This is a genomic window from Buttiauxella sp. 3AFRM03, from assembly GCF_003675305.1.
Classification (GTDB): Bacteria; Pseudomonadota; Gammaproteobacteria; order Enterobacterales; family Enterobacteriaceae; genus Buttiauxella; species Buttiauxella ferragutiae.
Window position 1 is genome coordinate 968,661 of record NZ_CP033076.1, and the last position, 20,505, is coordinate 989,165.

Annotated in this window: 17 protein-coding genes and 1 tRNA gene; 8 read left to right on the forward strand and 10 right to left on the reverse strand. The window is 50.7% G+C overall.

Annotated features, from left to right (window positions below; all coding sequences use genetic code 11):
- The first annotated feature begins 55 nt into the window (after positions 1-55).
- From ttrB to ttrA, 3 genes are read left to right on the forward strand one after another with little or no spacing between them, the layout of a single operon-like run.
- A complete protein-coding gene (gene ttrB / locus D8682_RS06010) occupies positions 56-790 on the forward strand; it encodes a tetrathionate reductase subunit TtrB (RefSeq protein WP_237932576.1) in 735 nt (244 codons plus the stop codon).
- Positions 791-1,813 (forward strand): tetrathionate reductase subunit TtrC, encoded by a 1,023-nt coding sequence (gene ttrC / locus D8682_RS06015; RefSeq protein WP_121813805.1) that lies wholly within the window; start codon positions 791-793, stop codon positions 1,811-1,813. It begins immediately after the preceding gene.
- Positions 1,806-4,877 (forward strand): tetrathionate reductase subunit TtrA, encoded by a 3,072-nt coding sequence (gene ttrA / locus D8682_RS06020; RefSeq protein WP_121813806.1) that lies wholly within the window; start codon positions 1,806-1,808, stop codon positions 4,875-4,877. The genes ttrC and ttrA overlap by 8 nt, the downstream gene beginning before the upstream one ends.
- A 467-nt stretch (positions 4,878-5,344) precedes the next feature.
- Here the strand turns inward: ttrA and D8682_RS06025 are convergent.
- A protein-coding gene (locus D8682_RS06025; protein ID WP_121813807.1) for an IS3 family transposase occupies positions 5,345-6,519 on the reverse strand; the annotation gives its coding sequence in 2 pieces (ribosomal slippage) (positions 5,345-6,261 and positions 6,261-6,519; 1,176 coding nt in all).
- 395 nt (positions 6,520-6,914) lie between these two features.
- On the opposite strand from D8682_RS06025, the gene D8682_RS06030 reads away from it, so the two are divergent.
- The 4 genes from D8682_RS06030 (at position 6,915) to D8682_RS06045 (ending at position 11,286) form a co-directional block, all read left to right on the forward strand.
- A complete protein-coding gene (locus D8682_RS06030; RefSeq protein WP_121813808.1) occupies positions 6,915-8,375 on the forward strand; it encodes an AMP nucleosidase in 1,461 nt (486 codons plus the stop codon).
- Positions 8,376-8,385: 10 nt separating this feature from the next.
- Positions 8,386-10,164, forward strand: a complete 1,779-nt coding sequence (locus tag D8682_RS06035; RefSeq protein ID WP_121813809.1) for an aminopeptidase P family protein — start codon at positions 8,386-8,388, stop codon at positions 10,162-10,164.
- Positions 10,165-10,296: 132 nt separating this feature from the next.
- Positions 10,297-10,372: transfer RNA gene (locus D8682_RS06040), tRNA-Asn, on the forward strand.
- Positions 10,373-10,569: 197 nt separating this feature from the next.
- Entirely contained in the window at positions 10,570-11,286 is a 717-nt protein-coding gene (locus D8682_RS06045) for a sulfite exporter TauE/SafE family protein (protein WP_202914376.1), read from the forward strand.
- Positions 11,287-11,289: 3 nt separating this feature from the next.
- On the opposite strand, the gene D8682_RS06050 is transcribed toward D8682_RS06045, so the two are convergent.
- The 4 genes from D8682_RS06050 to uvrY all read right to left on the reverse strand — a co-directional run bounded on the left by D8682_RS06050 (position 11,290) and on the right by uvrY (position 15,465).
- A complete protein-coding gene (locus tag D8682_RS06050; protein WP_121813810.1) occupies positions 11,290-12,186 on the reverse strand; it encodes a LysR substrate-binding domain-containing protein in 897 nt (298 codons plus the stop codon).
- Between the two features lie 179 nt (positions 12,187-12,365).
- The gene (gene pgsA / locus D8682_RS06055) at positions 12,366-12,923 is read right to left on the reverse strand and encodes a CDP-diacylglycerol--glycerol-3-phosphate 3-phosphatidyltransferase (protein ID WP_064545575.1); all 558 of its coding nucleotides are present in this window, start codon (positions 12,921-12,923) and stop codon (positions 12,366-12,368) included.
- A 57-nt stretch (positions 12,924-12,980) separates the two neighbouring features.
- Complete coding sequence (gene uvrC, locus D8682_RS06060) at positions 12,981-14,813, reverse strand: excinuclease ABC subunit UvrC (RefSeq protein ID WP_121813811.1); 1,833 nt, start codon at positions 14,811-14,813, stop codon at positions 12,981-12,983.
- Positions 14,806-15,465 carry a UvrY/SirA/GacA family response regulator transcription factor gene (gene uvrY, locus D8682_RS06065; protein ID WP_064545571.1) on the reverse strand — a complete coding sequence of 220 codons (660 nt, stop codon included), beginning with the start codon at positions 15,463-15,465 and terminating at the stop codon, positions 14,806-14,808. The genes uvrC and uvrY overlap by 8 nt, the downstream gene beginning before the upstream one ends.
- 419 nt (positions 15,466-15,884) lie before the next feature.
- Here uvrY and D8682_RS06070 point away from each other — a divergent pair, with 419 nt between their 5' ends.
- Positions 15,885-16,109 carry a DUF2594 family protein gene (locus D8682_RS06070; RefSeq protein ID WP_064545568.1) on the forward strand — a complete coding sequence of 75 codons (225 nt, stop codon included), beginning with the start codon at positions 15,885-15,887 and terminating at the stop codon, positions 16,107-16,109.
- 72 nt (positions 16,110-16,181) lie between these two features.
- On the opposite strand, the gene sdiA is transcribed toward D8682_RS06070, so the two are convergent.
- The 5 genes from sdiA to tcyJ all read right to left on the reverse strand — a co-directional run bounded on the left by sdiA (position 16,182) and on the right by tcyJ (position 20,429).
- The gene (gene sdiA / locus D8682_RS06075; RefSeq protein WP_121813812.1) at positions 16,182-16,904 is read right to left on the reverse strand and encodes a transcriptional regulator SdiA; all 723 of its coding nucleotides are present in this window, start codon (positions 16,902-16,904) and stop codon (positions 16,182-16,184) included.
- A 116-nt stretch (positions 16,905-17,020) separates the two neighbouring features.
- A complete protein-coding gene (tcyN, locus tag D8682_RS06080; RefSeq protein WP_064545564.1) occupies positions 17,021-17,773 on the reverse strand; it encodes an L-cystine ABC transporter ATP-binding protein TcyN in 753 nt (250 codons plus the stop codon).
- The gene (gene tcyL / locus D8682_RS06085; protein ID WP_064545562.1) at positions 17,770-18,438 is read right to left on the reverse strand and encodes a cystine ABC transporter permease; all 669 of its coding nucleotides are present in this window, start codon (positions 18,436-18,438) and stop codon (positions 17,770-17,772) included. Before tcyL ends, tcyN begins: the two co-directional genes overlap by 4 nt.
- A 72-nt stretch (positions 18,439-18,510) precedes the next feature.
- Positions 18,511-19,497 (reverse strand): D-cysteine desulfhydrase, encoded by a 987-nt coding sequence (gene dcyD, locus D8682_RS06090; protein ID WP_121813813.1) that lies wholly within the window; start codon positions 19,495-19,497, stop codon positions 18,511-18,513.
- Between the two features lie 131 nt (positions 19,498-19,628).
- Positions 19,629-20,429, reverse strand: coding sequence for a cystine ABC transporter substrate-binding protein (tcyJ, locus tag D8682_RS06095; RefSeq protein WP_064545558.1), 801 nt, complete (start codon positions 20,427-20,429; stop codon positions 19,629-19,631).
- Between the last annotated feature and the right edge of the window lie 76 nt (positions 20,430-20,505).

Sequence of the window (20,505 nt, forward strand, 5' to 3'; positions counted from 1 at the left end):
TAGCCGAACAATGACGTGACCAATGTTTTGTTGTTGCATCATGACGGGAGAAAATATGGACAGCAGTAAACGGCAGTTTCTCCAGCAACTGGGCATCCTGAGTGCAGGAGCCTCTTTAGTGCCACTGGCTCAGGCAAAATTCCCCTTCTCTCCTGAGCGACGTGAAGGTTCCGCACGCCACCGTTATGCCATGCTTATCGACTTGCGCCGCTGTATTGGTTGCCAGGCCTGCACAGTGAGTTGCGCTATCGAAAACCAGACCCCACAGGGTGAATTTCGCACCCATGTAAACCAATATCAGGTGCAAGTTGAAGGCGAGGAGAGCGTCACCAACGTGCTGCTTCCTCGCCTGTGTAACCATTGCGATAACCCTCCCTGCGTGCCGGTTTGCCCGGTTCAGGCTACATACCAGCGGGAAGACGGCATTGTCGTGGTCGACAACACACGGTGCGTCGGTTGCGCTTATTGCGTTCAGGCTTGCCCCTATGACGCACGCTTTATCAATCACGAAACCCAAACTGCCGATAAATGCACCTTCTGCGTCCACAGACTGGAGGTCGGATTGCTCCCCGCCTGTGTGGAGTCTTGCGTTGGTGGCGCACGTATTATCGGCGACCTGCAAGACCCAAATAGCCGCATCGCGCAGATGCTCCACGCCCACCACGCAGCCATCAAAGTATTGAAACCGGAGAACGGCACCCAACCCCATGTTTTCTATTTAGGTCTGGACGAGACGTTCACCACCCCGTTGATGGGGCGCGCTCAGCCCGCACTCTGGCAGGAGGTTTAAATGACCCATTCTCTGTTCGTCGAAGAAGTGCTTACCCGGCCGCAGGAAATTAGCTGGCTTCCCTGGGCGGTGCAGTACTTCTTTTTCATTGGCATTGCCGCCTGTGCCGCTCTGTTTGCCTGCGTGCTTCACTGGCGTAAAAGCGATTCGGCAAAACTGGAAAACCTGACGCTGCTGATTGCCTTAACCTGTGCCATCACCGCGCCTCTGGCACTTACGGCGGATCTGCATCAAACCGCCCGCTTCTGGCATTTCTACGCTTATCCAACGCCGTGGTCGTGGATGCCATGGGGCGCACTATTTTTGCCGCTGTTCACCGCTTTTTTAGGCTTATGGTTTCTGGCGTTGCAGCTCAAACGCTTTACCAAAAAAAGCTACCGGGCGACCAAATGGCTGGCACTGGCAAGTGCACTGACCGCAGCAGGATTGCTGCTGTATAGCGGACGTGAAGTCTCTATCGTACAGGCGCGCCCCATCTGGTTTAGCTATACATTTCCGGTGGCTATGTTTCTCAGTGCTTTTCATACATTTTTCGCGCTGCTTATCCTGTCGCTGCGCGGTGAACCGGCGTTACAGCGCAAACTGGCTCTGTGGCAGCTCTGGACTTTAGGTGGACTTGCCTTCGTCGTGGTGTTTTGGGTCAACGGCGACACGCTCTCCGGCGTAGCTATTCGCGACTGGCTTACGGTGTCTGCATCGGCCAGGCACTACGCAGCTGGTTGGGCTGTACTTTGGTTTATCTCGCTGGGTCTTGGTGGTGTGGCGTTATTCCAGCCGCTAACGATGCCGTTACGCATTTTGCAGGCGTTAAGCGCCATGGCGTTGTGCTGGCTAATGCGCTGGACCTTACTGATTCAGGTGCAAACTGTGCCGAAATTCAACGCTCAATTTAACCCTTACACCCTGCCCGCGGGGACTGATGGCTGGCTTGCCATCCTCGGTACCTTTGGTTTGTGGATAGCGCTGCTCATTATTATCCGTGAAACCGTGAACGGATTCGCAAGGAGAATACAACATGGCTAATTTAACCCGTCGTCAGTGGCTTAAAGTCGGCCTTGCCGTGGGCGGAATGGTAACCTTTGGGCTGAGTTACCGGGATGTCGCAAAGCGGGCGATTGACGGCTTGCAAAACGGAACCTCCGGCAAGATAACCCGCGACCGCATCTTCGCAAATGCGCTCATTCCCGAGGCTCACGCTCACGCGCAACCGCAATGGCAACAAAACCCGCAACAGGTGATCTCCATGACGCAGTGTTTTGGCTGCTGGACGCAGTGCGGCGTGCGGGTGAGGGTCGATTGCGAAAAGGAGAAAGTGCTGCGCATTGCCGGTAACCCTTATCACCCGTTATCCCATGAACATCACATCAATTCCGCCGTGCCGTTTGCAGAAGCGATGGCGCAACTTGCCGGAGAAAGCGGCCTCGATTCCCGCTCCACCGCTTGCGCACGTGGCGCGACCTTGATGGAAGGCCTGTACAGCCCGCTGCGGATTCTGGAACCGATGAAACGCGTCGGTAAACGTGGCGAGGGGAAATGGCAACGCGTCAGTTTTGAACAACTTATTGAAGAAGTCGTGGAAGGTGGCGACCTGTTTGGCGAGGGGAATGTAGAAGGTCTGCGCGCCCTTTATGCACCAACGACGCTTATCGACCCAGCGCATCCAGGGTTTGGCCCGAAGACCAACCAGTTACTGGTCACCAATACCAGTGATGACGGGCGCGATACCTTCCTGCGCCGTTTTGCGCTCAACAGTTTCGGCAGCAAAAACTTCGGTGCACACGGTGCCTATTGCGGCCTTGCCTACCGGGCAGGCTCCGGTGCACTGATGGGCGATCTTGAAAAGAACTCGCATGTTAAACCTGACTGGGATCACGTTGAATTCGCGCTGTTTATCGGCACATCTCCCGCACAATCCGGCAACCCATTTAAGCGCCAGGCCCGGCAACTCTCCAGCGCCCGTCTGCGCGATAATTTTCAGTATGTTGTGGTTGCTCCGGCGCTGCCGTTAACCACGGTTCTGGCTGACGATCGCGGCCACTGGCTGCCGGTTATTCCTGGCAGTGATTCGGCGTTGGCGATGGGCATGATTCGCTGGATTATCGAAAAACAACGTTATAACGCCGACTATCTGGCCATCCCCGACGCACAAGCGATGCAGCAAGCCGGCGAAAAAAGCTGGACCAACGCCTCGCATCTGGTGATCAGCGATGAACTGCCGCAACTTGCCGGTCAGCATTTGACGCTGGCGCATCTGAGTGAGGATGGCGCAAACGAACCGGTGGTGATGAACGAAAACCAGCAGATGGTTTCTGCCAGCCGTTGCCAGCGCGCACAATTGTTTGTCTCACAGTTGGTCACGCTGGCGGACGGCCAAGCCGTCACCGTGAAAAGTGGCTTCCAGTTGCTAAAAGAGTCGGCCAATAAACTGACGCTTACGCAATACAGCCAGCAGTGTGGCGTGCCGGAGGGGAAAATTGCTGCGCTGGCGGAGGCTTTCACCCAGCACGGGCGCAAAGCCGCCGTGATCGCCCACGGCGGGATGATGGCAGGCAACGGGTTTTACAACGCCTGGGCGGTCATGATGCTCAACGCGCTGATCGGCAATCTTAGTCTGGAAGGCGGTGTGTTTGTCGGCGGCGGGAAGTTCAACGGTGCGACCGATGGCCCGCGCTATAACATGGACAGCTTCCCAGGTAAGGTCAAACCGCAAGGGTTGAGTATCGCGCGCAGCAAAACGGCGTATGAGTCTTCAGAAGAGTATCGCAATAAAGTGGCCGCAGGGGTTTCCCCCTTCCCTGCCAAAGCACCGTGGTATCCGTTTGTGGCAGGGCAACTGACTGAACTACTTACCTCCGCACTGGAGGGTTACCCTTATCCACTGAAAGCGTGGATCTCCAATATGACCAATCCGTTCTACGGCATTCCTGGGTTGCGGGCCGTGGCGGAAGATAAGCTCAAAGACCCTAAACGCCTGCCGCTGTTTATCGCCATTGACGCCTTTATGAATGAAACTACTGCCCTGGCAGACTACATCGTTCCGGACACCCATAACTTCGAAAGCTGGGGATTTAGTGCGCCGTGGGCAGGGGTTGCCAGTAAAGCCACCACCGCCCGCTGGCCGATCGTTGCTTCAGCAACAAGCCAGACCGCAGACGGGCAACCGGTGTCAATGGAAGCCTTCTGCATCGCCGTAGCGAAGCGCCTGCAACTGCCTGGTTTTGGCGACCATGCGATTACCGATGTGCAAGGCAACAGCTACCCGCTCAATCGCGCGGAAGATTACTATCTGCGCATTGCCGCCAATATCGCATATATGGGCAAAGCGCCCGTCACGCCAGCGAATCATCAGGATGTGACGTTAAGCGGCGTGCGACGAATTCTGCCAGTGATTCAGCAGACGCTAAAACCGGACGAAGTGGAGCGTGTGGCGTTCATCTATTCCCGTGGCGGGCGTTTTGCGCCGGACAGCAGCGGGCGCGCCGACAACAGTGTGGGCAATGTCTGGCAAAAACCGCTGCAAATCTGGAATGCCGATGTTGCTGCACATCGCCATGCGATAACCGGTGAACGCTACAGCGGCTGTCCGGCCTGGTATCCTTCACGGTTGTCTGACGGGCGCTCAGTTGACGACATATTCCCAGTGCAGCAGTGGCCACTGAAGCTCATTTCTTTTAAATCTAATACCATGGCCAGCGCCTCTACGGTGATCCCGCGCTTACATCATCTCAAACCCACTAACCTGGTGGCGCTGAATCCTGAGGACGGTAAACGTTACGGTTTGACCCACGGTGATACTGCGCGCATCACCACACCTGGCGGGCACGTTGAGGCACAAATCAGTTTGCTCCACGGCGTGATGCCTGGCGTCATCGCCATTGAGCACGGTTACGGGCACCGGGAAATGGGTGCCGCGCAACATTATCTCGACGGAGAAGCTATGGCGGTGGATACGCAGATAAAAGCGGGAGTTAACCTGAATGATTTAGGGTTTGCTGACCCAACGCGTAAGGTCACCAATACCTGGCTGGACTGGGTTTCCGGAGCGTCAGTCAGACAGGGGCTTCCGGCAAAAATCGAACGGGTGTAGTTCAAGAGCCTGCTAATTTAAGCAGGCTTGAGACTGATGACAAACTTATTCATAGGTCAGATAAGCGCAGCGTCATCCGACACAACGGCGTAAATGGTGGATGACGCTAACGCTTATCCACCCTACAAAAACAAATCCTTATGAAACCTCGTAGGTCAGATAGGCGCAGCGTCATCCGACACAATGGCGTAAATGGTGGATGACGCTAGCGCTTATCCACCCTACAAAAACAAATCCTTATGAAACCTCGTAGGTCAGATAAGCGCAGCGTCATCCGACACAACGGGCGTAAATGGTGGATGACGCTAGCGCTTATCCACCCTACAAAAACAAATCCTTATGAAACCTCGTAGGTCGGATAAGCGCAGCGTCATCCGACACAACGGCGTAAATGGTGGATGACGCTAGCGCTTATCCACCCTACAAAAACAAATCCTTATGAAACCTCGTAGGTCAGATTGTAGTGGTCAACAAAAACTGGCCACGGCTTTAGAGTTTTTCCAGAACAATCGTTCTGATTCATTCGGCGTCAGACCTCCATTATATTGATGAGGTCTGAGCTGGCTGTAATATCCCATGATGTAATTCGTTATCGCTGTGCTGGCTTCGCTAAAATTAGCGTACCCATTATCCGGAACCCACTCTGTTTTCAGGCTTCTGAAGAACCGTTCCATTGGACTATTATCCCAGCAATTTCCCCGGCGACTCAGGCTTTGCTTTATCTGATATCTCCACAGTAACTGTCTGAAATTCCTGCTGGTATAGTGACTTCCTTGATCCGAGTGATACAGTAAATTAGCCGGTTTTCCCCGTGCTTCCCTGGCCATCGACAGGGCTTTACCTGTCAGTGCTGAATCAGGGAAAAATGACATCGCCCAGCCAACCGGTTTACGGGAAAACAAATCGAGTACAACAGCCAGATAAGCCCAGCGTTTTCCCGTCCAGATATAAGTCACATCACCGCACCAGGCCTGATTAGGCTCGGTAACAGCAAACTGGCGATCCAGATAATTAGGGATCTCAATGTGTTCCTTAGACGCCATCTTATAACGATGGCCAGGTTGCTGACAGCTGATAATATTGAGTGCTTTCATCAGCTTTGTTGCCCGCCAGCGGCTCAGCTTTATACCTTTGGTGGTGACCATCGCGGCAATGCTTCGCGCTCCTGCTGAGCCGTTACTTTCGCGATAAACTTCGCGCACAAGGCTCAGTAATGCCACTCTCGTGGCGTCAGGCTTCCTGGGCTGCCGCCAGTATTTATAACTGCTGCGATGAACCCCAAACACGTTGCACACAACGGTAACAGGAAACCGCGCCCTGAGTTTCTCAACTAATGAGAATTGTTCAGGGAGTCTGACATCAAGAGCGCGGTAGCCTTTTTTAATATATCCCTTTCCATTTCAACGCGTTGAAGTCTTTTCTTCAACTCACGTATCTCAATCTGCTCAGGTGTCATGGGTGAAGCTATGGGTGATTTTCCCGCTCGCTCTTCTTTCAGTTGTCGAACCCATTTGTCCATCGTGGATTTGCCGACATTCATCGCAGTGGCAGCGACGGCAACGGTGTAGTGCTGATCGAGTACAAGCTGGGCAGCTTCGAGGCGAAACTCGGGGCTAAAATTGCGTCTGTTACGTCCGGTCATAATGTCACCTGTTTTGACTATGAGGTGATGATATCACCTCTATTCAGGTGGCCAAATTCAGTGTGCCACTACAGATAAGCGCAGCGTCATCCGACACAACGGGCGTAAATGGTGGATGACGCTAGCGCTTATCCACCCTACAAAAACAAATCCTTATGAAACCTCGTAGGTCGGATAAGCGCAGCGTCATCCGACACCACTGGCGTAAAATGGTGGATGACGCTAGCGCTTATCCACCCTACAAAACACATTTATCACCCTTTGTCAGCAATCTGAAGCCTGCTAATTTAAGCAGGCTTTTTGCTTTACAGGCTCCGCCACCCCCTTCCGTTCTCTCCCTCCGATGACATACTATCGAAACAGCCCTGCGTAAATCTGCAGGATAAGGAGATAAGATGACGCATCAGACAGCCGACACTGCCCTTACCCCGAACCAGGCCCTCGATAAATTAGAGGAGCTGTACGATGCTTCGGTCAACGCATTGCGTGACGCCATTGCCCAGTACGTTGAAAACGGCACCTTACCCGAAATACAAAAGCGTGCCGCAGGATTATTTGTCTACCCGGAGTTACGCGTCAGTTGGGATGGCACCATCAAACACTCCAACAAAACACGCGCCTATGCTCGCTTCACTCATTCCGGCAGCTATACCACCACCGTTACCCGCCCTGCACTGTTTCGCCATTATCTCGCCGAACAATTAACACTACTTTATGAAGATTATGGTGCGCAGATTGAAGTCGGTTTATCGCTGCATGAAATCCCGTATCCGTATGTGATTGATGGTTCGAGTTTGTCGCTCGACCGTTCGATGAGTGCCGGTTTACCACGCCATTTCCCAACCACTGAATTGGCACAAATTGGCGATGAAACAGCGGATGGCCTGTTCCACCCGACTGAGTACTACCCGCTTTCGCATTTTGATGCGCGTCGTGTTGATTTCTCGCTCGCCCGCCTGCGCCATTACACCGGTACGCCGGTTGAGCACTTCCAGCCCTTCGTGTTGTTTACCAACTACACCCGTTATGTCGATGAGTTTGTACGCTGGGGCTGCCAGCAAATTCTTGACCCGGAAAGTCCTTATGTTGCGCTGTCTTGTGCCGGTGGCGTGTGGTTAACCGCCGATAGCCAGGCTCCTGAAGAAGCCATTTCCGATCTCGCCTGGAAAAAACACCAAATGCCAGCCTGGCATTTGATTGATGCCAACGGCACCGGCATCACGCTGATTAACATTGGCGTTGGGCCATCGAATGCCAAAAATATTTGTGACCATCTGGCGGTATTACGCCCGGCGGCCTGGCTGATGATTGGCCACTGCGGCGGCCTGCGTGAAAGCCAGTCGATTGGCGACTATGTGCTGGCTCACGCTTATCTGCGCGACGATCATGTGCTGGATGCCGTGCTGCCGCCGGACATTCCGATTCCAAGTATCGCCGAAGTTCAGCGCGCTTTGTACGACGCGACTAAACTGGTCAGTGGCATGCCGGGCGAGGAAGTTAAACAGCGCTTGCGTACCGGAACTGTCGTCACAACTGACGATCGTAACTGGGAACTGCGTTATTCGGCTTCAGCCCTGCGTTTCAACCTGAGCCGCGCGGTGGCAATTGATATGGAAAGTGCCACCATCGCCGCGCAAGGTTATCGCTTCCGCGTGCCATATGGCACTTTGCTGTGCGTATCCGATAAACCGCTGCACGGTGAAATAAAGCTGCCCGGTCAGGCAAACCGCTTCTATGAAGGGGCGATTTCGGAGCATTTGCAAATTGGCATCTGCGCCATTGACCTGCTGCGAGCTGAAGGTGAACGCCTGCACTCGCGCAAATTAAGAACATTTAATGAGCCACCTTTCCGATAAGAGAAAAATAATGCAACCCACATCACCTCTGGCTGCGTTACGCAGCCTGCTAAAAGAACGTGAACTTGATGGCATGCTTATCCCTCGAGCCGATGCGCATCAAAGTGAGTACTGTGCCCCCTATGACACCAAGCTTGAATTTATCAGTGGTTTTGATGGTTCAGCGGGCCTGGCTCTGATTTTAGCCGACCGCGCGCTACTGTTTGTTGACGGGCGCTACCAGGTTCAGGCGCGTCAGCAAGTTAACCTCAGCGAGTTTGAAATTCATCACCTGCATGACGAACCAATCCACCTCTGGATACACGAGAATCTGCCTGCTGGTAAACGCATCGCGTTTGAGCCGATGCTGTTCGTGAACAGCCAATATGAACAACTGCGTACCAGCGGTTGTGATCTGATTGCCGTCAATGATGATCCGATTAACGACATCTGGACAAATCGCCCGGCGGCACCTCGCGGGGTTATTCACCACATGCCGGATGAAATTAGCGGTGAATCCACCGCATCAAAACGCGCGCGCGTTGCAGAAGCCTTGAAGCGTGAGGGCGTGGACTATCTGGCCCTGACTTTGCCAGACAACATCGCCTGGCTGCTTAATGTTCGCGGTTCCGATATTTCCATGAGCCCAGTCCCCCTCTCTTTTGCTTTGGTCAAAAATGACGGTGACGTGGAATGGTTTGTTGATGAAGCCAAACTGCCAAAGCTTGATAACACCTTGCTCGGCTCGCTTAAGACCCACCCTGCTGATGCGTTTCTCGCGCGTTGTGCGCAGCTTGCGGCGGGAAAACGCTTCTTGCTCGATGGTGACAATGCCGGGGTTGCCGTGCGCTTTGCGGTTGAACAAGGTGGCGGGGAAATCAAGTGGCAGGCGGATCCTGTTACGCTGATGAAAGCGAACAAAAACAGCACTGAGCTGGAGGGCTTCCGTGCAAGCCACGTGCAAGATGGCGCAGCATGGGTGAATTTCCTCGCCTGGCTGAGCCATGAAGTCCCGTTGCGTGAAGCGGCAGGTAAGCCGATTACCGAACTTGAAGCCCAGGAAAAGCAACTCGCTTTCCGTCAGGAATGTAACAACTTCTGGGAGCAAAGTTTTGGCACTATTTCCGCGTCTGCGAGTAACGCGGCAATGTGCCACTACCACAGCGCGCCGGAAACCAACTTTGCGATCACCAGTAAAGAGTTTTATCTCAACGATTCCGGCGGCCAGTATTACAACGGCACCACGGATGCCACGCGGACCATGAACTTTGGGCAACTGGACGCTCAACGCCGCCTGCATTACACCGCGGTGTTAAAAGGGTTCCTGTCGCTGATTACACTGCAATTCCCGCAAGGCACCCAGGGGCACCAAATCGATGCGTTTGCACGTCGTCCATTGTGGGAACTGGGTCTGGATTATGACCACGGTACCGGTCACGGTGTCGGCCACTGCATGCTGATTCACGAAAACCCGCATCGTATGGCGAAGAAAGTGAACCCATGGCCAATGTTGCCGGGTAATGTTCTGACCATCGAACCGGGATATTACCTCGCAGGAAGTCACGGCATTCGCATTGAGAACCAGGTTGAAGTCATCGCTTCACGTCCGGGTTTCTGTCAGTTCGCCTCGCTAACGCTTATCCCAATAGATTTAAGCGCGGTTGACTTGTCACTGCTGAACGAGCAAGAGATTGCCTGGCTTGATGAGTACCATCAGCAAGTACGCGAAACATTATCGCCACTGGTTTCTGGCGAAGCGCGACCATGGTTGATTGAAGCCACTGCACCAGTCAGAACGCAACGCCTGTAAAAACGCCAAAGAGCCGTGTTTTTGCGGCTCTTTTCTTCTTTTTGCTGATTAAACCAGCAATCAATCATGTTTCATCTAAACAGCCTTTGACAACCCTGCGGCCGCTCGTTACTATGCGCCCCGTTAACCGATTCCTCTGTAGTTCAGTCGGTAGAACGGCGGACTGTTAATCCGTATGTCACTGGTTCGAGTCCAGTCAGAGGAGCCAAATTTAAGAAGCCCGCTTAGGAAACTAAGCGGGCTTTTGCTTTATAGATCCGCGCTAAATCCTTCCGTTCCCTCAGATCTGCATCTTCTTGTTAAATAAGTTTTTCCCTGATACATCCTCAGCTAAATACTCATATACAGAAATTACCGCTCAATTTAATATTTTGTTATCAAGTTTGTTATAACCGAGGGATTAAATTGATTACTATCATTTGTGTATTCCTGCTGGCTGGCATTGTAAAAGGTGTTATTGGTTTGGGTTTACCCACTATAGCAATGGGATTATTAACTGTCGTCATGACGCCCGCCAGCGCTGCGGGCTTGCTAATTTTACCCTCTCTGGTTACAAATATATGGCAGTTATTTACCGGGCCAACATTCATCGATTTAATTAAAAGATTATGGGGATTTATAGCAGGCATTTTCATTGGTACATTATTTAGCCTCTTACCTGGATTAACGTCTGCATCATCGTGGACAGAAACGGCATTGGGTATTGTGCTTATAATGTACGGTCTTTGGGGGCTTATCGCTAAAAGGTTGCCATCATCAGTTCAATCAGAAAAATGGCTATCACCTGTAGCAGGCTATATTACCGGTACCATTACCGCAGCAACCGGTGTTTTTGTGATTCCGGCAGTACCCTATTTACAATCGCTCCAGTTAAATAAAAATGATCTTATCCAGGCTCTCGGATTAGCCTTCACAGCATCAACGATTGCCTTAGCCATTCATCTGTCATTGGACAGTAAACTGGCTCACGTTGATTATTATCTGTCTGCCGTTGCGTTGATTCCTGCAATCGCAGGAATGTATGCAGGCCAGTACTTGCGTAAAGTGATCAGTGAACTCGCCTTCCGCCGCTGTTTTTTTATCGGGCTTATCGCACTTGGAATTTATATGACGATAAAATAACAGTTATGAATCATTCTGACGTTGTGTCAGGAAATCAACGAATTCTTTCGCGTATCCAGGCAGCTCAGTAAAATCCCGGGCACAAATGATGAGTTTACGGTCAGCCCAGCTATCGGTTAAACGGATAATTTTGCTGCCATTCATGGAATTAAATCGCTCGGCGGCACGCCTCGGGATAATAGCAATGCCGACGCCACTGTCGACAATTTGCATCACGGCATCGAATGTTGCCATACGAACGCGATAGCTAATACGATATCCCAGCTTTTTGGCATGCCCTTCAATGTGCTCCTGAAGCGCACTCCCCTCAGATAATCCCGTAAATTCAGCAGTGACAATATCCCGGAAAGCAATACTCTCGCTATCATGCCAATCGCTTTTGGCGGGCACAAACACCACTAATTCATCATCACGGAACGGTAATGATACCAGGCCGTTCAGCTCTGTTGAGTCAGCAACAATGCCTAAATTGGCCATTTGATTTTTAATAGCGGCGACAATGTCATAGCTGAGCATTTCTTTAACAGAAACAGAAATATTGGGTTTAAGGCTTAAATAAGAAGCCAGCAACTGGGGTAAAAATTCGTTCTGCGCCGATGAATTGCACAGCAGGTTGATATGCCCGCGTAACCCTTTGCCGTATTGATGTAATTCACTGCGCATGTGCTCAACTTGTTGCAACACAATATTGGCATGGTTGACCAACGAAAACCCAGCGTCAGATAGCTTGACCCCTTTTCTGGAGCGGCTAAACAGCTCGACACCCAACTCCCCCTCCATACCACGGATACGCTCGCTTGCCGACTGCAACGTCAGGTTTGACAGCACAGCACCACCGGTGATGCTTCCCGCTTTATAAACGTTCAGAAACAGCCGTAAGTCGATAATATCAAACCGCATAAGAACACCTGCTCCTTGTTTATTCTGACCTAAGCGAGATTATAGTCGGTAGTGTTGAGCGTGAATCATGCAGGACCGGGAGAAGGTACCAAAGGTTACCGTAGAGCGGAGTACGAGAGTTACCGTCAGGATAGATAACTCTCGTTAATTTGAAATGTGAGACTGGTTGCTGGAAAAGATTAAACGCCAGAGTTATCGAGCAAGTCTTTACTTGCCGCTTTCAGGTACTGGAACATTGACCAGAATGTTAACACTGCTGCGATAAAGAACAGACCAATCCCCGCGTATTCGATCCACATGTTTGGACGCCATAGCATACCAATCAGCGCCAGCATTTGCGCCATGGTCTTGGATTTACCAATCCAGGAAACGGCAACACTGCTGCGTTTGCCGATTTCAGCCATCCATTCGCGCAAAGCAGAAATAATGATTTCACGAGCAATCATGGTTGCCGCAGGCAGCGTCACCCACCAGGCATGGTAATGTTCAGCCACCAGCACCAGAGCGACGACCACCATGACTTTATCGGCTACCGGGTCAAGGAAGGCACCAAAACGTGTGCTTTGGTTCCAGCGACGCGCCAGAAAACCATCAAACCAGTCAGTGATTGCGGCAAACCAGAAGATAAACGCACACAGGAATGGCGCCCAGCTAAACGGCAGATAAAAAGCCAGCACAAAGAATGGGATAAGGATGATACGAAACAGAGTAAGCAATGTTGGGATATTAAATTGCATAGTGCTGGTTAACTGTCTGTCGTAAGTGGAAATTGTCTCTATGTTGCTACAGAGGCCTTAATGTTTCAACGAGTAGAAGATCTTTTCTGCCAACGCTTGCGAGATACCCGGCACTTTTGCGATTTCTTCTACGGATGCGTTCTTTAATGGTTGCAATCCACCCATATATTTCAACAACATCTGGCGACGTTTTGGGCCAACGCCTTCGATGGTCTCCAGCGCACTGGTATTTTTTACTTTTGCACGTTTTTTGCGATGCCCGGAAATAGCGTGATCGTGTGATTCATCACGAATGTGCTGGATGACATGCAGCGCGGGTGAATCTGGCGGCAGTGAAAACCCTTCCCCTTCCGGTTCAAAGAACAAGGTTTCAAGCCCCGCTTTGCGATCGGCGCCTTTTGCCACGCCCAGTAACAGCGGATGGTTTTTATCCCACGGAACATCGAGTTCTGCAAACACGGTTTTTGCCTGCCCCAACTGCCCTTTGCCACCATCAATCAGAATGACATCAGGCACTTTGCTCTCATCAATCGCCTTACCATAGCGACGGCGCAACACCTGGTTCATCGCCGCATAATCATCGCCTGGTGTAATGCCTTCAATGTTGTAGCGTCGATATTCAGCGCGCAATGGACCGTTGGCATCAAAAACCACACAGGAAGCCACGGTCTGCTCGCCCATAGTGTGGCTGATGTCGAAGCACTCCATGCGTTTGATTGCGGGCAACTCAAGTACGCTGGCTAAGGCTGTTAAGCGTTGATGAATGGTGGATTGCTGCGCCAGACGCGTCACAAGCGCCGTGGCCGCATTAGTACGGGCCAGTTTGAGATACCGCGCGCGGTCGCCGCGTGGTTTGGTCTGCACATTGATACGCCGCCCCGCCAGTTCCGTCAAAGAATCTGACAGCAAGGTTTTATCCGGCAAATTGAAATCAAGCAGGATTTCAGAAGGCAAGGTACGCATCTGGCTGCCTTGCAAATAGAACTGACCAACAAAAGTTTCGACGACTTCAGCGAGTTCTGTGCCGTTTGGCACTTTAGGGAAATAACTGCGGCTACCTAAAACTTTACCCTGGCGGATAAAGAGCACATGCACACATGCCATGCCGGCATCGAACGACACGCCAATCACATCCAGGTCATCGCCAGTATTGGAAACAAACTGTTTTTCAGTCACACGACGTACCGCCTGAATTTGGTCGCGTATTCTCGCGGCCTCTTCAAACGCCAGGTTTTTGCTTGCCTCTTCCATTTTAGCGATCAGCTGATTCAAAACTTGATCGTCTTTACCGGACAGGAACAAACGGACATATTCCACCTGCTGGGCATACTCTTCTTCACTGACTAAGCCCGCCACACAAGGCCCCAGGCAGCGCCCGATTTGGTATTGCAAGCATGGGCGCGAGCGATTGCGATAAACATTGTTTTCGCACTGGCGAATCGGGAAGATTTTCTGCAATAGCGCCAGTGTTTCGCGGACAGCATAGCCATTAGGGAATGGCCCGAAATATTCCCCTTTGGCGTGTTTCGCTCCACGATGCATCGCAAGCCGCGGGTGAGTATCGCCACTAAGGAAAATATAGGGATAGGATTTGTCATCACGCAACAGCACATTGTAACGCGGCTGATACAGCTTGATGTAATTGTGTTCCAGCAACAACGCTTCTGTTTCGGTGTGAGTCACCGTCACGTCAATATGCTGAATTAAGGCCACCAGCGCTTCTGTTTTACGGCTGGCAAGATTGCTCCTGAAGTAGCTCGACAGGCGTTTCTTCAGATCCTTGGCTTTTCCGACGTAAATGACCGTATCACTGGCGTCATACATACGATAGACACCAGGTTTACTGGTTACGGTTTTAAGAAACGCTCGCGGGTCAAAGATTTCACTCACTACTTATTAATGTCTCCGCACTAAATAAACCATGACGAATGGCCAGGTGTGTCAGTTCAACATCGCCACTGATATTCAGTTTACTAAACATGCGGTAACGGTAACTGTTAACCGTTTTAGGGCTAAGATTAAGCTGCTCTGAGATCTCATTGACCTTTTGGCCTTTGGTTATCATCAACATAATCTGTAATTCACGCTCAGACAAACTCGCAAATGGCGTGTCTGTTTTCTCCGGTTCAATCTGGCTTAATGCCATTTGTTGGGCGATATCTGACGCAATGTAGCGCTGCCCGGCATTGACCGAACGAATCGCATTAACCACATCTTGTGGCGCTGCACCTTTACTTAAATATCCAGCGGCACCCGCCTGCATCACTTTTGCAGGTAGTGGATTCTCGGTGTGTATTGTCAACATAATCACTTTGATATCGTTTGAATATCGCGCGATTTTACGCGTGGCTTCCAGGCCACCAATTCCCGGCATATTCATGTCCATCAGGACAACATCAACCGGATGACTACGGCACCATTTTACGGCATCCTCGCCGCAATTTGCCTCACCTGATATCTTGATCCCTTTGATATCTTCAAGAATGCGTCGTATCCCTGCGCGCACCAGTTCGTGGTCATCAACAAGAAGTACGTTGATCAAGGGGACCTCTCCAGAATAGGGATTACGCTGCTAAAATTACTGAGCCATATTAACGGGTTTTCAGGTAACTTTAAATTATAAAAACAGATTTTCGGAATCTCATGCCGTGCTGGAAATTTAAATGTACAGTGGATACTGGACAGAAAACAGTCTCATTTCATAGTTATAAATAGTAAAAATGCTTTTCATATTTAAAAAAACTATAATTCACGCCCATTAAAAGGATTAAATAAAGATCGTGGAAGTATTTTTTTAACCAAAAATAAACAAAATTAAAACAAATACACACTTTGCACCGTCAGCATGTTACGGCCTTCACGTAACCACTAATAAAATGGTTTACGACTGTGTTATACTCCGCCGCCTTAAGAAACCGTTACACGAAACAACGGTGTACCAACCAAGACCGAGGAACACAAATGAGCACTCCTGATTTTTCCACCGCAGACAACAGTAGTGAACTGGCTATTGAAGTCACCTGCTTGAAAGCTATGCTGACTCAGATGCTGAAAGCCATGGGTCAGGCCGATGCAGGCAAAGTTATCATTAAAATGGAAAAGCAAATCGCTCAAATGGAAGACCCGGCACAAGCAGACGTTTTTGGTAATACTGTTAAGCAAATTAAACAGGCTTACCGTCAGTAATCGAATCGCGACGGCTGGATGAATTCAGTTTCTCCAGCCGCTTCGTTGACTTCCCTCGTTAAAACTCGTCCTTCAAATTATCCCAATCGCTGCTGCATAACAGGCAATTTGCGTTTTATTTGGCGCATTAAATTTCTTCTGCATATTTTTCTGGTGAAAATTCACAGTATTTTCTGATATCGATAAAATAATGGCGATCTCTGATGACGTTTTCCCCTCGCCCGTCCATTGCAATATTTCTCGCTCACGTTTGCTAAGCTTTAATGGTATGGCGGCCATGGATGAATCATTAAGCCGCGTTAAAGTCATTAAACTCAGTTCGGCTAAATATTGCAGACGTAGTTGCAATTCATCGTCAGGCATAATTTTGCCTTTCCCCGCTGTACGCGAGACTGAATAAAACCCCAATGCACGATTAGGCGCCATCACGCACTGGCTTATACCACGCCGTAAGCCGTGATCCCGTGCCGCATCCCAGAAATCCTGAGTACCACTAAAAAGCTCGTCATTCCAGCGCAGATGCCCACGCATGAAATTTTCAGGACGCAAAACCGGGTCAATCGCAAAATAATTTGCAGCATGATAATGATCGAGCCACGGCTGAGGATATGTCGACCTTAATGACGTTTTGGGACGAGTAAATGGCACTGGGTGACGAATACACAGAGAGTAATAGTCAAATTCCAGCGACTCCGTTTGCTGATGTAGGATTTTAGTTATTTCGTCAGCCTGCGTAACAGACTGGAAGATATTCAGCGCATCCTGCCGCCAGCTAAAAAAGTTGCGATCATCCATTATGTCTGGCATTTCTCCTGACACTAATATCATTTCCAAATGTAATGCCAAACGCTATCACATTTATCAATATTATAAATATTTTAATAACGGCCCCAAAAGTGGGGCCATACGAATTACTGGGTGAGGAATTTTTCCAGGAATTGCTGAGTGCGTGGTTGTTGAGGATTAGCAAACAATTCACGCGCAGGCCCCTGCTCAACAATACGGCCTTGATCCATAAATATGGCACGGTCTGCAACATCACGCGCAAAGCTCATTTCATGCGTCACGATCACCATGGTGCGTTTTTCTTGCGCAAGCTGGCGAATAGTGCTCAACACTTCACCCACCAGCTCAGGGTCAAGCGCTGATGTCGGTTCATCAAACAGAATCACTTCCGGGCGCATCGCCAGTGCGCGCGCAATGGCTACACGCTGCTGCTGGCCGCCGGAAAGACGACGCGGATAGCTGGTTTCTTTACCGCTTAGGCCAACTTTCGCCAGCAACTCACGCGCCCGCACTATAGCTTCTTCTTTCGGTTCGCCTTTTACAATCACGGGCCCTTCGATGATATTTTCAATCACCGTCCGATGCGGGAAAAGATTGAAGCTTTGAAACACGAACCCAACATGTTGGCGCAATTCACGCACTCGATTTTTCTGCTTACTCAATGATTGCGCCGCATCAATGGAAATCTCTCCGACCTTGATGGTGCCGGACTCGGGTTGTTCCAGCAAATTTATGCAGCGCAGCAAGGTGGTTTTACCGGAGCCACTTGGCCCGATAATCGCCACCACTTCGCCCGCTTTCACTTCCAGATCGATACCATGCAGCACGGTCTGCCCGTGGAATTTTTTGACCAGTTGTTTTACGTCGATTGCGCTCATTTGGGATCCCTGTCCTGGCGATTTAACTGATTTTCAAAGTAGTTCTGCAACGAAGAAAGCACCGTTGCCATTACCCAGTAAATCAATGACGCCGCGAGATACATGGTAAATACCTCGAGGGTACGCGAGGTAATAAGCTGCGCCTGGCGAAACAATTCCGGAACCTGAATAGTGGCCGCAAGGGACGTGTCTTTCACCAGACTGATAAAACTGTTGCTCAGCGGCGGCAATGCGACACGAGCCGCCTGCGGTAAAATCGCCCGTCGTAAGGTTTGCCACGGCGTCATACCGATACTTGCTGCGGCTTCCCACTGCCCTTTTTCGATAGACGAAATCGCCGCACGCAAGGTTTCGGAAGCATAAGCCGCAGTATTCAGCGACAAACCGATCATCGCCGCAGGAATAGGATCCAGCTCAATACCAAACTGCGGCAGGCCGTAATAGATCATAAACAGCTGCGCGATTAACGGCGTCCCGCGAAAAATCGACACGTAAAAACGCGATAGCCAGGAGAACGGCCAAAACGGTGACAAACGCATCAACGCCAACATAAAACCGAGTATCAGCCCAAAGAACATGCCGCCAATACTGAGTTGCAGCGTAAAGACGGCACCTTTAAGCAGAAACGGTGCCGAATCCAGCACCAGTTGAATACTTTCATGCATACTTGAATTACACCCTGTCTGTCTTTTTATTCTTGTAATACACCCAAATGGGTGTCGCCCTTCAAAATCTCATTAAACATGTGGATGGTAAGCAAATAACGCAGGCGCACCACCGGTATGAATAAAGATTATCGGGCCTTCGTCTTTGAAACGCTTCTGGGCCACTCCATCAATTAACCCGGCCATCGCTTTGCCGGTATAAACCGGATCCAGCAAGATCCCTTCGAGGCGCGCCAAAATTTTAATGGCTTCAAGTCCTTCTTCATTAGGATGGCCATAGCCCGGAGTGAAATAATCATCCCATAAATGTATTGGGTTTGACGCGCTGACACTAAGCGATTGCGCGACCGCCTGCCGCAACGCTTCCACTTTTGGCAACTGCTGGGCAACAGAACGCGAAACGGTGACACCGATTAAATCAACATCAGGCATGACTTGCTCGAGGCCAACCGCCAGCCCGGCATGCGTCCCGGCACTTCCTGAAGCGACCACCACCGATGAAACATTGACTGCACCTTCGCACTGCTGCGCGATTTCCAGCGCACTTTCCACATAGCCCAAAGCGCCCAGCGCATTCGAGCCGCCAACAGGAATCACATACGGGCGAAAGCCTTGCGCTTCGAGACGTAGGGCAATTTCTTCCAGTTGGCTATCCGGCGAATGTAGCGCATCACACATTTCTATTTCGACATCAAACAAGTCGAGCATCAAACGGTTACCGTTAGTGAGATAGTTTTCCGCCTGGGTACCAATTGGGTTTTCCAGCAGTGCGACGCACTTCAGGCCGAGTTTTGCCGCAACTGCCGCGGTCTGGCGCACGTGGTTTGACTGAATCGCCCCAGCGGTAACCAGCACGTCGGCACCTTCACGCAACGCATCTGCCGCCAGGAATTCAAGTTTACGCAGCTTATTTCCACCCATCGCCATCGGCGTGGCGTCGTCACGTTTAATATAGATTTCGCGGCCAAGGTAATCGGAAAAACGTGGCAAATATTCGAGTGGCGTCGGAGCGCCGATAAATTCCAGACGCGCAAATCGCGTCAGATTGTGCAGAGACATGAGCAACTCCATTACACTTTGAATAAAATCCAGATTTATTCATTATGCACCAGCCTGACAAAATGCTGGCAAATACAAATAAAAAAGGCGGATGTCGCTTACGCTAATCCGCCCTGGGCATCCCAAATTAATTATTTGGTGACGTCAGCGCCAAACCATTTTTCGGAAAGCCTGGCCAGTGAGCCATCTTTCTGCATCTCAGCAATACCTTTATTAATCGCTTCGACCAGGTCTTCGTTGCCTTTACGCACTGCAACACCAGCTTCCTGACGTGAGAACGCATCGCCCGCTACCGCCAGGGTATCTTTGGTTTTCTTCACCAGGTCCAACGCGGCCAGGCGGTCGACCAGAATCGCATCAATACGGCCTACGCGCAGATCCTGATATTTCGTTGGGTCATCATCATAAGTACGGATGTCAACGCCCTGTACATTGGCGCGCAACCACTCTTCGTAGTTAGTCCCCAGACCCACACCCACTTTTTTGCCTTTCAGGGAATCCGGCCCAGTAATGCTGCCTTCGTTACCCTTTTTCACCAACGCCTGAATACCCGAAACGGTGTATGGCGTAGAGAAATCGTATTTCTTCTTACGTTCATCAGAAATGGTCACCTGGTTAATCACCACGTCGATGCGTTTAGAGTCCAGCGACGCCAGCATGCCATCCCATTTGGTCGGCTTCAGTGAGGCTTTTACGCCCAAATGCTGTGCCAACTGCTCAGCAAATTCCACTTCAAAACCGGTCAGTTTGCCGTCATCACCCTGAAAGCTGAATGGAGGATAAGTCCCTTCAAGCCCAACCAGCAGCGTGCCGCGCTCTTTGACTTTTGCCAGTAAATTTTCGGCGGCGAAGGTTTTAACACTCGCACCTGCAACCAATGCCACAGCCAGCACGCCCATCAGCGCCTGACGCCCCACCATTGCTAATTTCATAGTTACCCCGAATGTCGATATTATTGTTGTATTGTAGCGACTTAATATAATCAATCAAAACCACTGTGCTACAACT

What these genes read in the sequence shown, in the direction of transcription:
- ttrB (WP_237932576.1), top strand. Translation starts at nt 56, where the DNA reads ATGGACAGCAGTAAACGGCAGTTTCTCCAGCAACTGGGCATCCTGAGT.
- ttrC (WP_121813805.1), top strand. Translation starts at nt 791, where the DNA reads ATGACCCATTCTCTGTTCGTCGAAGAAGTGCTTACCCGGCCGCAGGAA.
- ttrA (WP_121813806.1), top strand. Translation starts at nt 1,806, where the DNA reads ATGGCTAATTTAACCCGTCGTCAGTGGCTTAAAGTCGGCCTTGCCGTG.
- D8682_RS06030 (WP_121813808.1), top strand. Translation starts at nt 6,915, where the DNA reads ATGACGCATCAGACAGCCGACACTGCCCTTACCCCGAACCAGGCCCTC.
- D8682_RS06035 (WP_121813809.1), top strand. Translation starts at nt 8,386, where the DNA reads ATGCAACCCACATCACCTCTGGCTGCGTTACGCAGCCTGCTAAAAGAA.
- D8682_RS06050 (WP_121813810.1), bottom strand. Translation starts at nt 12,186, where the DNA reads ATGCGGTTTGATATTATCGACTTACGGCTGTTTCTGAACGTTTATAAA.
- pgsA (WP_064545575.1), bottom strand. Translation starts at nt 12,923, where the DNA reads ATGCAATTTAATATCCCAACATTGCTTACTCTGTTTCGTATCATCCTT.
- D8682_RS06070 (WP_064545568.1), top strand. Translation starts at nt 15,885, where the DNA reads ATGAGCACTCCTGATTTTTCCACCGCAGACAACAGTAGTGAACTGGCT.
- sdiA (WP_121813812.1), bottom strand. Translation starts at nt 16,904, where the DNA reads ATGGATGATCGCAACTTTTTTAGCTGGCGGCAGGATGCGCTGAATATC.
- tcyN (WP_064545564.1), bottom strand. Translation starts at nt 17,773, where the DNA reads ATGAGCGCAATCGACGTAAAACAACTGGTCAAAAAATTCCACGGGCAG.
- tcyL (WP_064545562.1), bottom strand. Translation starts at nt 18,438, where the DNA reads ATGCATGAAAGTATTCAACTGGTGCTGGATTCGGCACCGTTTCTGCTT.
- dcyD (WP_121813813.1), bottom strand. Translation starts at nt 19,497, where the DNA reads ATGTCTCTGCACAATCTGACGCGATTTGCGCGTCTGGAATTTATCGGC.
- tcyJ (WP_064545558.1), bottom strand. Translation starts at nt 20,429, where the DNA reads ATGAAATTAGCAATGGTGGGGCGTCAGGCGCTGATGGGCGTGCTGGCT.